The following is a 12180-nucleotide window of genomic DNA, read 5'->3' on the forward strand; positions in this document are numbered from 1 at the left end:
AAAAAGGGTATGAATTATTTGCTTTTCCGGCTATTGATCTCATCGCGTATTGCGATTGCCCGGATATAATCTTCCTGTTCCAATACTTCCTGTAGCAATTGAGTAAGCTCATCGAGGTTTAGGACTTTCAGATCATCCTCTGCGCCTTTTTCGTGTTCTGAAATAGTCGGTGTGACAGGTTTTAAGCCTTTCTTGCCGGCGGGGTCATCGAGTAAGATACCGGCGCTGTTCAGGATATTTTCGTAAGTGAAGATGGGACAACCAAAACGTACTGCCAGGGCCAGTGCATCGGAAGTACGTGAGTCTATCTCAATGGTTTCATCGTTACTGTAGCAGACGAGTTTTGAATAAAAAATGCCTTCCTGCAAATTACTGATGACGACTTCGTGTAATTCAATGTTGAATGCATTCATAAAGTTCTTCATCAGATCGTGTGTCAGTGGGCGGCTGGGTTGCATTTTTTCAAGCGCTACAGCAATGGCCTGTGCTTCGAATCCACCTATTACAATAGGTAATCTGCGCAAACCGTTCACTTCCCCCAAAACGACGGCGTATGAATGTGTTTGTGTAATGCTGTGCGAAAGGGCAACTATTTCCAGTTCTATTTTTCTCATATCTGTCCTGCGTTGTCGCTGAATATTTTATAAGTCGTGAAGTTAGAAAAAATATTCCTTATCTAAAAATTACGTAATGCTTCAAAAACCTGAAAATTAGCTGCTGCTGAAGACAGTAGCTAATTTTCAGATGCTAATTTTATCCTTTTAATGCCTTCACAGCGGCTGTCAACTTTGGTACAACTTCAAAGGCATCACCTACAATACCGTAATCAGCAGCCTTGAAAAATGGTGCTTCGGGGTCTTTGTTGATGACTACGATCACCTTACTGCCATTTACACCTGCCAGATGTTGTATGGCACCCGATATGCCGATTGCGATATACAGATTGGGCCGCACGGTCAATCCGGTCTGTCCCACATGTTCATGGTGTGGTCGCCATCCGGCATCTGCCACTGGTCTTGAACAGGCTGTTCCGGCGCCGAGTTCTTTTGCCAGGTCTTCTACCAGGCCCCAGTTTTCAGGGCCTTTCAGACCACGGCCACCGCTCACTACAATCTCTGCTTCTGTAAGCGGAATTTCGCCACTTACGGTTTCCACCTTACTTACCTTCACTTTGAAATCAGCATCGTTGACGGATGTTGGGAAGGCAGTAACTGTGGCTGTATTGGAGGATTTTTCTACTGCAAAGGTATTTGGCATTACTGCTATTACCTTTTTAGCAGCTGTGATATTAATGTTGGCAAATGCCTTGCCAGAGAACACGCTTTTCTTTACCACAAATCCGTTGCTGGTATCAGGATAAGAAACTACGCCGGAAACGAAACCTGCCTTCAGGCGGGCGGCTACTCTGGGTGCGATGGCTTTGCCATCGAAGTTATGCGGGAATACAATTACATCTGCTCCTTCCTGTTCTGCAGCAGCTGCTATGATCCTGGTGAACACTGTGCCCTCGGTCTCATTGAGACGTGCATCGGCAGCGTGCAGTACCTTGCCTGCACCGTAGTTACCCAGTGCAGTCAACTCACTTTCCGGTACATCTCCCAGCACCAGTACGGTCGCAGTTGTATTGAATTGTTGGGCTACCTTAGCACCATATTGAATCGCTTCAAAAGCCGCTTTTTTTATCTTTCCCTGGGCCTGATCTGCAAATATGAGAACTGACATATTGATTGGGCTGTTTAGATTGTTGAATAATGTGCGCAGGCCTGGGGCCTGTTGTGGAATGACTTTCTTAACGGGGAACTCAGTAAAAACCGGTTAACTTAAATGACTTTTGCTTCCTCGTGCAATAGTTTTACCAGCTCTTCCACATTGTCAGGGCTAATCATTTTTACGCCTGCTTTGGCGGGTGGCAGCTCAAAACTTGCAATAGTGGTCAGCGTATCGGCAGGAGCAGGTTCTATTACCGCCAGTGGCTTGGTTCTTGCTGCCATAATACCACGCATATTAGGGATGCGGGCTTCAGCCATACCTTTCTGGCAGGATACGACTACCGGCAGGTCTACGGTAACCACTTCTTCTCCACCTTCAATTTCCCGGTTGATGGTGGCTGTATTGCCGTTCAGGTCCAGCTTTGCAGCAATGGATACGTAGGGCAGATCCAGTAGCTCGGCTACCATTCCGCCTATGGCAGCGCCATTGTAATCGATGGTTTCCTTTCCGGTCAGAATCAGGTCATAACCCTGCTGTCTGGCGTGGGCTGCAATCTGCGCAGCAATGAAATAACTGTCGGGACTATCTGTGTTCACTCTGAAAGCTTCATCGCCTCCTAATGCAAGGGCTTTACGGATAATGGGCTCTGTATCGGCACCACCCACGGTAATGAGGTGTACAGTAGCGTTGAGGGTTTCTTTTAATTCCAACGCCCTGACCAGGGCATACCATTCATCGTAGGGATTAATGATGAATTGTACGCCTGCCTCATTGAATTTCGTGTTGTTGTCTGTGAAAGCTATTTTTGCAGTCGTGTCCGGAGTTTTACTGATACATACTAATATCTTCATGGCCTTAACTGTTTTATGAAAAAAAGCGGTATGAGCAAATATATTTAAATAATGGATAGGATAGCCAGTATAAAAGAATTTTTGAAACAGACACCTGATGATAGCTTCCTGAAGCATGCATTGGCACTGGAGTATATCAAAATAGGGAACGATAGTGATGCCCGGCAACAGTTTGAAGAACTGCTGGCAAATGAGCCCGGGTATGTAGGTTCTTATTATCATCTCGGTAAATTGCTGGAGAGGGCAGGAGCGGAGCAGGAAGCGATTGCAGTTTACGAAAAAGGGATGGAGATGGCGAAGGCGGAGAATAACAGGCACGCCTACAATGAGCTGCAGATGGCACTGGACGATTTACTATAGGATACTGACGGGTTAATTGGCCGGTAGTAACGAATCATCTGGTTATGATAGCTGACGGATATGCATCCCGCTATAATGCCTGTCGTAAACCAGCAATAACGGCACCATCGGATCTATGGCGCAGTTGACCAGCACATGCCTGCAGCAACAAAGGGTCGTCTGTAACAGAATAACAATCGAATGAATATTATGGAGCTAATCAATAGGTTTAAAACATATATCGCAGCAGAGAAATTGTACCACCCGGGCGATAGGATTCTGCTGGCAGTAAGTGGAGGTGTTGACTCAGTGGTAATGGCACACCTTTACAAGACAGCAGGCATAGACTGTGGCATTGCACATTGTAACTTTCAGCTGAGGGGTGCCGAATCGGTAAGGGACGAAACATTCGTGACAGCACTGGCCAATGAACTGGGGCTGCCACTTTATACCATCCGGTTTGATACGGAAGCCTATGCCAGTGACAAACGTGTATCCATCCAGGTGGCCGCACGTGAACTGCGTTATGCGTGGCTGGAAAAAACACGTATTGAAGAGGGATATACTTTTCTCGCCACCGCACACCACATGCAGGACAATGTTGAAACAGTACTGATGAACTTTTCAAAAGGTACCGGTATAGCAGGTCTGCACGGTATCCTGCCTCGTCAGCAGCACCTGATCCGTCCCCTGCTTTTTGCACAGAAAGAAGATCTGTTAGCATTGGCGGCGGCAAATGGGTGGGGGTTTGTAGAAGACAGTTCTAATCTAACTGTAAAATATACACGTAATTTTTTCCGGCATAAAGTAATTCCTGTGATCCAGGAAACTTACCCGGCTGTTGTACCCCAGATGGCAGCCAGTATTGAGCGTTTCAGGGAGGCAGAACAATTATATCTTGAATCAGTACAGCGGCATAAGAAGCGCCTCCTCTTTCAATCAGGGACTAATTACCGCGTGCCTGTATTAAAACTACAAAAGGCGACACCGCTGCAAACCCTGGCCTGGGAAATCTTCAGAGATTTTGGTTGTAGTCCTGCACAGTTGTCGCAAGTCATTGATCTTTTGCAATCAGAGCCGGGCAGACTTGTAGAAACCACTACCCACCGTATTATCCGCGACAGGGTCTGGCTGCTCATTACCCCTTTGGAAGCGCCGGAAGCGCCCCTGATCGTGATTGAAAAGGAAACAGGCGTCGTGCCCGTGAAAGGAGGAACGCTGAAATTAAAAATCCGTAGCAGTGAAGGTGCAACCATTTCCACGTCTCCGTTGATGGCTTGTCTGGATCTGGACACCTTACAGTTTCCATTGCTTATGCGCCGCTGGAAGCAGGGAGATTATTTCTATCCGCTGGGCATGCGTAAGAAGAAAAAGCTGAGTCGCTTCTTTATTGATCAAAAATTATCGCTGTTACAGAAGGAGAATATCTGGGTACTGGAATCAGCTAAACGGATAGTCTGGATCATAGGGATGCGGATAGATGACAGATGCAGGATCACTTCAAATACCAATAATATGCTGGTACTGGAGTGGCAGCCTATTTAAAGTTCTGGATAAGGCTGCTGAGCTCCGGAAATGAATGTTTCTTCAGGCAGAAGTCATAAAAATGCTGTGCTGACACGAGGTATTCCTCGTAAGTAAATGGCTTTACCATATAGGAGAGGGCACCAAGCTGACGGCATTCATGCATTTCCATTACGTTCATGGAGGAAGAAAAGATGATAACCGGGATATGCTGGTATTCAGGAATGTTTTTAAGTTCACGTAAAGTTTCTGTACCGCTCATCCTGGGCATGTTAAGGTCGAGAACGATCAGGGAAGGCAGGGTACCTGCATCCAGAGAAATCTGTTCCATATGCTGTAGTACTTTCTCTCCGTCTTCCACAAGTAAGGGCACGTCGGGCAGATTGATGGCATTAAAAGCGTCCTGCATAATAAAGCGATCTTCCAGATCATCATCGGCCAGTAAAATTTTCACATTTTTGTCTTCCATACCTGATTGCTACCAATTCCTTAAAAGTGATGACAGGGACTCCCGTAGAAAAAAATCCACTAATTGATTCTGTATCCACAATAGCAGTGTAGGGATATTTACTTCCTTGCTCAATCCGTGTGGTATCAGATTTCATCAGATGGCGTATTTAGCTTGGCAGGAGCCTTAATTCAGGAACACAAATGCAAAAAGCAGGCCGTGTAAAACAGAAAAGCCGCCCGGGAATCATATCCAGGCGGCTTTTGCAATATCTTGTTACACCATTTAAAAAGATGGGTGCATGAGTTGATCCAGGAAATACAATGCGATTGAAGGTTTAAAAATAATTGGGAAAACCAATCCGAAGATCGCTCCCCACAGGTGTGCGGAGTGATTGATACCATCACCGTACTGCCGCTTGTCCAGGTATACAGTCATGGCCATATACAATACTGCATATACGATCAGCGGCATCGGGATGACCAGCACCCTTATCGTTGCCCATGGTGCGAATAATACTGTTGCATAGATAACAGCAGATACAGCGCCTGACGCGCCAATAGAAGAATAGTAGTCGTCGTTCTTGTGGCGGAGATATGTAGGAATACCTGATAAGATAATGCCCAGGACATAAAATATCAGGAAGTAAAATTTAGAATGAAAGATGGTTTCAAAGATGTCTTCTATAAAGCGTCCGCAAAAATAGAGGGAAAACATATTAAAGCCAAGGTGCAACAGGTCGGCATGTACAAGACCGCAGGTAATGAAGCGGTAATATTGCTTCCGGTCCCTGATCATGGTAGGGCGCAGACTCAGTTCATCAATTTTGTCCGGGTTATAGAACATTGTTGTGAGTGATACCAGGCAGGTGATCAAAATAATTGTAAACGTTAAAGTAAGGCCCATTTCGATTCAAAAGGTTTATGTTGTAATGTGCTAATCTGTTTTACAAGCCACCCAGATGGCATGGTGCTAATGTAAGTATTATTTGAATATCACTGATGATGATATTTTTCCCTGTTTAAAACAGTATAAGCCCGATAAATTTGTTCCGTCATGATCAGTCTTACCAGCTGGTGGGGAAAGGTGAGGGGGGACAAGGACATTTTGAGTTGTGCTCTTTCCAGCAAACTGCTATCGATCCCAAAAGCGCCACCAATTAAAATGATCAGCTGGCGGGTACCAGCATTCGCTCTTTGTTGTAAAAAATCTGCCAGTTGCAGTGTGGTATGCATCTTACCATGTTCGTCCAATGCCAGCAGGTAATCCTGTGGCTGTAACATATCCAGGATCATCCTGGCTTCTGCCTTTTTCAGCTCGGGTACGGACAGACTGGCAGCCTGTTTTACGGTAGGGATCAGTTTCAGTTCGAAATCAGTATAGTGCTGCAGGCGCTTCTGAAAGACGGCGATACCATCCCTGATATATGCATCATTCTCCTTTCCGATACTCCAGAGTTGTATTTTCATGATGATAAATGTAAAGTATGCATAAAAGAAAAAGCCCGTTTCATGTAGATGAAACGGGCTTTTTAGGGTGACCTCGTCTGGATTCAAACCAGAAACCTTCTGATCCGTAGTCAGATGCTCTATTCAGTTGAGCTACGAAGCCATTTGGTTGCCATATGGCTGTTTGGGACGGCAAATTTAGAAAACTTATTTAAGAAAACCAAATTTTGCTTTCACTTTTTAAAAAGTAACAGGTTTAATCTTTTAAGGTACGAAACCTGCCTTCTTTGTGACCTCGTCTGGATTCAAACCAGAAACCTTCTGATCCGTAGTCAGATGCTCTATTCAGTTGAGCTACGAGGCCGTTCCCGCGATTGGGATTGCAAAAGTAGAATTTATTTTGAAAACACCAAAAAGAATTTGATGTTTTTTACAAACTAACTGGCATGAACCTATGAAAATAGATTTACTCAACTGGTAAGTAAATCCTGAAAATGGCGCCCTTGCCAGCATCGCCGCTGGCAGTGATCGCTCCCTGGTGGTTCTCAAGAATTTTTTTGCAGATGGCCAGTCCTATTCCGGTACCTGCATATGTGTTCCGGTCATGTAGTTTGTAAAAGATGTCAAAGATCTTTTCATTGTACCGTGATTCGAAACCGATACCATTGTCTGAAATGCGGACACAGTAAAAGTTTTTATCGGCAGGCAATGCCACTTCCAGAATATCTCTCCCTTTTTCTACGTGGTAGTTAATATAGATTTCCGGAGGTACACCTGGTTGGGCAAATTTGATCGAATTTGAAATCAGGTTTGTAAATAACTGGCCTATCTGGTGAGTAACGAGGCGAAGGCTTTGCGGCATTTCCTGTATAGAAAGTAATCCATTTTTTTCTAACAATTCTTCTTCCAGTTCTGCTTTTACTTCGGCAATAATCGGTCCCAAATCCCCCAGCGTGAACATATTATTCCGGTTGTTCAGCAGGGAATAGGAAAGGATGTCATCTACCAGGTGTTGCATCCTGCTGGCAGAGTTGTTGATCTTTTCAATATGGACTTTGATCGTTTCAGATAGACTGTCTCCTCCCTCATACACGATTCTTGAAGACATGAGTTGTATTTTGCGTAATGGTTCTTTCAGATCATGGGAGGTGATCCAGTTGATATTCGACAATTCCTGGTTCGCCTGTTGGAGCCGTTCGTTCAGCACCCGCAGCCTGTTTTCCTCATTGCGCAGGTAAGTCAGGTGAAAATGATTCTGCAGGGAGGTCGCAAAGCGAATGGCTGCATTGATCTCAGATGCCCGCCACGCTGCCGACTGGTTTTTCACTATTTCTTTCCATATTTCGAACGACTTGCGGGGTGACAGGGGCTTGCCTGCCGGATCTTTCTGCACCGCGGTATCTGGACGCCCCGCCCACTTTACCGCATGTTCCAGCTCTTCCCGGAACCAGATCACACAGCTGTCTGTAGGTTTGCCCATGGCATGAAAGATAAGTCCTGAGCCATATTTACTCATGGCTGCTCCTTCAGGATATCGTTTACTGAGATTATTGGTAGAAAAAAGAGAAGATTTCACATGATTGCCAACCCACCTGATCAATCCCAGGACTTTATCCCTGGAAGGTACCAACCCTTTTTCATAGATCTTACCTTCATGCAGGATCACTACCCCGGTGGCATTTGTAACGGACAGGAGGGAGGTAAACTGGTCAAATTTCTGACTCAGATCTTCATCCTGATCGATCCGGTTCAGCAACTGCTGCAGGTGAGCCTCCACATTTACATTTATCGCATGTTCTTCTGCTACCTGTTGTACCCGGATCTGCGAGCTCAGGAAATGTCCCTGTAACAACGCGGCTTTCTTTTGCTGCGCCGAAAGATATAGTGGCGAATAATGATGACAGGTAATCAATCCCCATAACTTACCTTCCAGAATGATGGAAACGCTCATAGAGGCACCTACCCCCATGTTTTTCAGGTATTGGATGTGAATAGGCGATACACTGCGTAGTGTCACATCACTTAGATCCAGCTGCTGTTCCTGCCCGTTGGCCATAGTCAACAACGGCACCGGTTCATACTGCACGTCCGGAATAAAGCGGAGGAGGTTGCGCAAATAGAGTTCCCGTGCCTGTGCTGGTATATCGGTATGAGGATAATGCAGGTCCAGGTAGGGTGGCAGGTCTTCCCTGCGCGATTCGGCGAAAACTTCGCCGTTGTATGCTTTATCAAAACGGTAGATCATGACCCTGTCGAACCCGGTAATCCGGGCGGTTTCAACAGCAATGTTCTGACATAGTTCTTTCAGGCTCCTGGAACGTTCCAGATAGCCAATAAAACCCTTTGTCTGATCAAAAGCATAATCCGGGTCATTTTCCTGGTCCTTTCGCTTTTCGATGGTTAAAATGCGAAATTCGCCACTTTCGTGAATGGTAATCTGTAGTCCGCCGGCCACAACCGGATGAAAAGGGGAGTTCTCTTTGTCCAATGAAGGCTGTACCTTTTCCCAGAGGGTAGGACAAATGGCAGACAACGGTTGCCCGAGGATTTCAATGGGTTGCTTATCAATAAATTGTATGGTGTTTGCGCTACAATACCGTATCTCACCGCTGTCAGGGAACAAAGCCAGTAACATGCCATGAGGCTGGATACTACCCGGAATATGAATCGGTTCACTCTCACAATTTTCAATGGTTAGTACCTGCCTGTTGACAATATCAATAATATTCATGCATTAACAGCCGGGAATAATCAGCTAATGCGAAGGTCGGTAAAATTTGATTTGGAGCCAGATTTATATTTTAGATTATTCTGGTGGATGAGCTTGTAAATCAACCAAATGCGTCTGCTTTCAAAAAGATGGCAGTCGCCTTTCTGAATCTATTGGCTTGCTTTTCATCTGCAGTATTTGAAAAAAATTAAAGCCACTTACGGGATTTCTCTTTTTCTCAATAACGGAAATACAAACACCCTCATCAATACCATTCCCAAGGCAATCCCTATTAAAAAAACCACCAGTACATTATACAAAGAAATACTCCGGCACTCCATCGGATCATCCGTGAACCCTAACGAGGGCAGTCGTTTCGCCAGCATCAGACTCACAATACAGGATAGTACTGCCAGTACAATCAACGCCACCCACAAATACAGCACCTTTTTCCGCAAATCCCAATCAGTACCCTTCATACGCATGTTGTACAAATACACTGCGCCAATCACTACCGTGCAAACAAACAAAAATATCGTCAGGTATCTAAAGTATTCGTCACTATTATAATTTTTAGTACTTATACTACAAGGATCTTTCAGTAATTGATGTATTGCTTTTGCCTCATGCTTTATTCGATGCTTTATTCTTACCCACAGCCCTGGCTTTTCTACAGGTAATGGTGTCAGCCTTACCTCTTTCAACCATACAGTATCAGCCACTACAAACTTATCCGTTAACGCATCCCAGAGTTCCCCATATCCATCATCTGAGCCTAAGGGACAAATTGCGACCCCTCCTAATCCATTTCTCAATACATAATCATATTTTACATCCAATGTAGTCGGATCATTGAACCATATCTGTGATGCACCATCTTCTATATACGCGGACGCTGCCGTCACATCATAGCTGATCACCGAATCGGCAGGATAAGCTTTTCGGATCTCTTTATACGACATAAATGAGTAGTGCTTTCCCACCCATTTTATCCCGTCATATGGCAACATGAGTATAAACTTCTCCGGAGCAATATGCTGATTTACATATCTCGACACAGCAGGTACTATACTAAAATTGCTATTCCCTTTTAACGGATCACTACTTCCAGCAGATGCCGGAGGAATTGTAAAATCAATCAGGAAATATTTCACCATAGGAGCCAGCTCCCTCAGGTCGTAAGCTTTGTACCTGTCATAAGCAGGAATCGTGACCGACAGGCTATATTTCCCTGGTTCGTTATGCTCAAGGTAATTATGCAGGATGGTAATAAATCTCGTAAACAGATCCCGTTCACCCTCTTTCAGGTTTTTCATCCATACGTTTACACCGGCTACTTCTTTCCCGTACATCATAGAAAATATGGAATCCGCCAACAGGTATTGCTGTTCTTCCTGTTGCAGTAACTGGCTCGTGATGGCTATTGTAAATAGCGTCTTACAGCCATCTTTGCGGGCTGCTGCCAGCAAATCGGATGAACCTGGTGGAATTACCGAAAGATAACTGAGTGTAGAGAAATTGTAATTTCTATAGGCAGTGCCGTTATTATCAGGCTGTATACCAATCACCTCAGCCTGGTGCATTAACCTGATCTTATAAGTTCTGCCTGTAGTATCGTTTAACCGCAGGGTGTCCACCTGATCCGGGGGGCGGCTATACAAAGACCTGATAATTTTCAGGCGCTGTTGTTGTGCTGTATCATATTTCACTTCTACTTCCTTTTGTTGCAGCAGGGGAATTAGCCTGGCTGCCAGTTCCGTCATCTCTTCCTCCGTAATGGTTGCTTTCACCAATACAGTATCTGTAGCTGGTGTGTGCTTTGATAAACTATCGTTTAGTAATTGACGTAAGTATTCAAAATTCTGCGTACGTTCCTTGTCCAGTGCCCAGTTTAAATATTTAATGGCTGCTGGTGTCGCCACCAGCGAATCTACAAACAACCCGTTCACAATTGTGATCACACGCTGTTGTTCCCGCCTGCGAACATTTTTTCTGAACTGTAGCATTTCAGTGATCCGCTTTAGCAGTTTCGTCTTAACAGCAGTATCCCCGGGCATTTGCTGGCATACAGCAACAGAAGCTGTCATTGTGTTGCCTGCAAAGAAAAAGAGGGTAACGATGAATAAAATCAGGCGGAACGGATTCCGCATATAGGGTATCATTTATTGAACTTAATATTGTGATTTCGGGCGAGGTTAGCAGATGCAATAGTAAGGAATCCTCATAAAAAATAGACAATTATTTATCAAAATAAAATTTGAATAATTTTTATTAACCCCTATATTGCGTCTTATAATGAATTCCTAGCCCGCAGAATTCAAGTACTGATCTCTTAAACTTTGATGATGACTCCGTAACTATGACGTATCCTAACGACACGACCTCCTGTTTCCAGTATTCGCCCCCCATTAGGTATACCGCACAATGCTGAGAAGCTGACTTCGTATCGGGCATTCTATAAAATATATACTAATGACATTGTAAGATTGCAGTGTATGACTATTGTATGTGTTTGCTAACATACATGGTTGTACGGGGTGGTATTGCCTAAAAAAACTGATATGATCTATGAAACCCTTTCCTGCGTTGCTGATGAAATCAACCAGTATTTCAATCGTCAGCTTCATCTAAGTGAAGACAAAGTAGTGTTGTCAGCTATCGTCAACCAGGATGGTTCTGTGGCTATCCAGGGCGAAAATAAAGTCGTGCTTACCCTTATCAATGTGGAAAAAGAGCCACTTGGCAATACTGTACCAGGCTTTAATAATGGCTATGTAACAGCACGAAGCACACCACCGGTATGCATCAATCTTTACATACTATTTGCTGCTTACTTTAGCAGTAACAACTATCCGGAAGCCCTGCGTTTCCTGTCATTTATCATTGCATACTTTCAGTCAAGAAATGTACTGAGCAGCGCAAATACACCGTCGCTGGACAGAAGGATCGAAAAGCTGATGTTCGAAATGGAGAGCCTGAGTACAGAGCGGCTGAATAATGTATGGGCCACACTGGGCGCGAAGTACATGCCGTCTGTGATCTACAAAATGCGCATGCTCACCTTCGACGAAGGGATGATCAGGGAATACAGACCCGTTGTGTCTGATCCATCTGGCACCACAGGACTCGTATAACATCCTTGTATTTAAG

11 protein-coding genes and 2 tRNA genes are annotated in these 12180 nt (G+C 44.7%); 3 read left to right on the plus strand and 10 right to left on the minus strand.

From position 1 onward, the window contains the following. Positions 1-14: 14 nt before the first annotated feature. The 3 genes from ABDW33_RS13515 to ABDW33_RS13525 form a co-directional block, all read right to left on the minus strand. Positions 15-614, minus strand: coding sequence for a bifunctional nuclease domain-containing protein (locus ABDW33_RS13515; protein ID WP_343690593.1), 600 nt, complete (start codon positions 612-614; stop codon positions 15-17). A 139-nt stretch (positions 615-753) separates the two neighbouring features. After that, a complete protein-coding gene (locus tag ABDW33_RS13520) occupies positions 754-1722 on the minus strand; it encodes an electron transfer flavoprotein subunit alpha/FixB family protein (protein WP_343690594.1) in 969 nt (322 codons plus the stop codon). 98 nt (positions 1723-1820) lie between these two features. Next, positions 1821-2561: an electron transfer flavoprotein subunit beta/FixA family protein gene (locus ABDW33_RS13525; protein ID WP_343690595.1), complete on the minus strand. Its 741-nt coding sequence runs from the start codon at positions 2559-2561 to the stop codon at positions 1821-1823. Positions 2562-2612: 51 nt separating this feature from the next. Between ABDW33_RS13525 and ABDW33_RS13530 the strand changes: the two genes are divergently transcribed. Continuing rightward, the gene (locus ABDW33_RS13530) at positions 2613-2921 is read left to right on the plus strand and encodes a tetratricopeptide repeat protein (protein ID WP_343690596.1); all 309 of its coding nucleotides are present in this window, start codon (positions 2613-2615) and stop codon (positions 2919-2921) included. Between the two features lie 189 nt (positions 2922-3110). Further along, the gene (gene tilS, locus ABDW33_RS13535; protein ID WP_343690597.1) at positions 3111-4445 is read left to right on the plus strand and encodes a tRNA lysidine(34) synthetase TilS; all 1335 of its coding nucleotides are present in this window, start codon (positions 3111-3113) and stop codon (positions 4443-4445) included. Here the strand turns inward: tilS and ABDW33_RS13540 are convergent. The 7 genes from ABDW33_RS13540 to ABDW33_RS13570 form a co-directional block, all read right to left on the minus strand. After that, entirely contained in the window at positions 4438-4893 is a 456-nt protein-coding gene (locus tag ABDW33_RS13540; RefSeq protein ID WP_343690598.1) for a response regulator, read from the minus strand. The two genes, tilS and ABDW33_RS13540, sit on opposite strands and share 8 nt — an antisense overlap. A gap of 264 nt (positions 4894-5157) precedes the next feature. Then, the gene (locus ABDW33_RS13545; RefSeq protein ID WP_343690599.1) at positions 5158-5778 is read right to left on the minus strand and encodes a rhomboid family intramembrane serine protease; all 621 of its coding nucleotides are present in this window, start codon (positions 5776-5778) and stop codon (positions 5158-5160) included. Positions 5779-5867: 89 nt separating this feature from the next. Then, positions 5868-6341, minus strand: coding sequence for a 23S rRNA (pseudouridine(1915)-N(3))-methyltransferase RlmH (locus ABDW33_RS13550; protein WP_343690600.1), 474 nt, complete (start codon positions 6339-6341; stop codon positions 5868-5870). 68 nt (positions 6342-6409) lie between these two features. Beyond that, positions 6410-6483, minus strand: a tRNA-Arg gene (locus ABDW33_RS13555). 127 nt (positions 6484-6610) lie between these two features. Beyond that, positions 6611-6684 (minus strand) — tRNA-Arg (locus ABDW33_RS13560). 102 nt (positions 6685-6786) lie between these two features. Further along, a complete protein-coding gene (locus tag ABDW33_RS13565; protein WP_343690601.1) occupies positions 6787-9051 on the minus strand; it encodes an ATP-binding protein in 2265 nt (754 codons plus the stop codon). Between the two features lie 197 nt (positions 9052-9248). Then, on the minus strand, positions 9249-11180 hold the full coding sequence (locus ABDW33_RS13570; protein WP_343690602.1) for a glycoside hydrolase family 18 protein: 1932 nt from the start codon (positions 11178-11180) through the stop codon (positions 9249-9251). Between the two features lie 411 nt (positions 11181-11591). Between ABDW33_RS13570 and ABDW33_RS13575 the strand changes: the two genes are divergently transcribed. Then, the gene (locus ABDW33_RS13575; protein ID WP_343690603.1) at positions 11592-12164 is read left to right on the plus strand and encodes a DUF4255 domain-containing protein; all 573 of its coding nucleotides are present in this window, start codon (positions 11592-11594) and stop codon (positions 12162-12164) included. Positions 12165-12180: the final 16 nt, after the last annotated feature.

It is taken from the genome of Chitinophaga sp., assembly GCF_039596155.1.
Lineage (GTDB): Bacteria > Bacteroidota > Bacteroidia > Chitinophagales > Chitinophagaceae > Chitinophaga.

Bases quoted from the DNA above. Each gene is read 5' to 3' on its own strand.
- ABDW33_RS13515 (WP_343690593.1), bottom strand. From the start codon at position 614: ATGAGAAAAATAGAACTGGAAATAGTTGCCCTTTCGCACAGCATTACA.
- ABDW33_RS13520 (WP_343690594.1), bottom strand. From the start codon at position 1,722: ATGTCAGTTCTCATATTTGCAGATCAGGCCCAGGGAAAGATAAAAAAA.
- ABDW33_RS13525 (WP_343690595.1), bottom strand. From the start codon at position 2,561: ATGAAGATATTAGTATGTATCAGTAAAACTCCGGACACGACTGCAAAA.
- ABDW33_RS13530 (WP_343690596.1), top strand. From the start codon at position 2,613: ATGGATAGGATAGCCAGTATAAAAGAATTTTTGAAACAGACACCTGAT.
- tilS (WP_343690597.1), top strand. From the start codon at position 3,111: ATGGAGCTAATCAATAGGTTTAAAACATATATCGCAGCAGAGAAATTG.
- ABDW33_RS13540 (WP_343690598.1), bottom strand. From the start codon at position 4,893: ATGGAAGACAAAAATGTGAAAATTTTACTGGCCGATGATGATCTGGAA.
- ABDW33_RS13545 (WP_343690599.1), bottom strand. From the start codon at position 5,778: ATGGGCCTTACTTTAACGTTTACAATTATTTTGATCACCTGCCTGGTA.
- ABDW33_RS13550 (WP_343690600.1), bottom strand. From the start codon at position 6,341: ATGAAAATACAACTCTGGAGTATCGGAAAGGAGAATGATGCATATATC.
- ABDW33_RS13565 (WP_343690601.1), bottom strand. From the start codon at position 9,051: ATGAATATTATTGATATTGTCAACAGGCAGGTACTAACCATTGAAAAT.
- ABDW33_RS13570 (WP_343690602.1), bottom strand. From the start codon at position 11,180: ATGCGGAATCCGTTCCGCCTGATTTTATTCATCGTTACCCTCTTTTTC.
- ABDW33_RS13575 (WP_343690603.1), top strand. From the start codon at position 11,592: ATGATCTATGAAACCCTTTCCTGCGTTGCTGATGAAATCAACCAGTAT.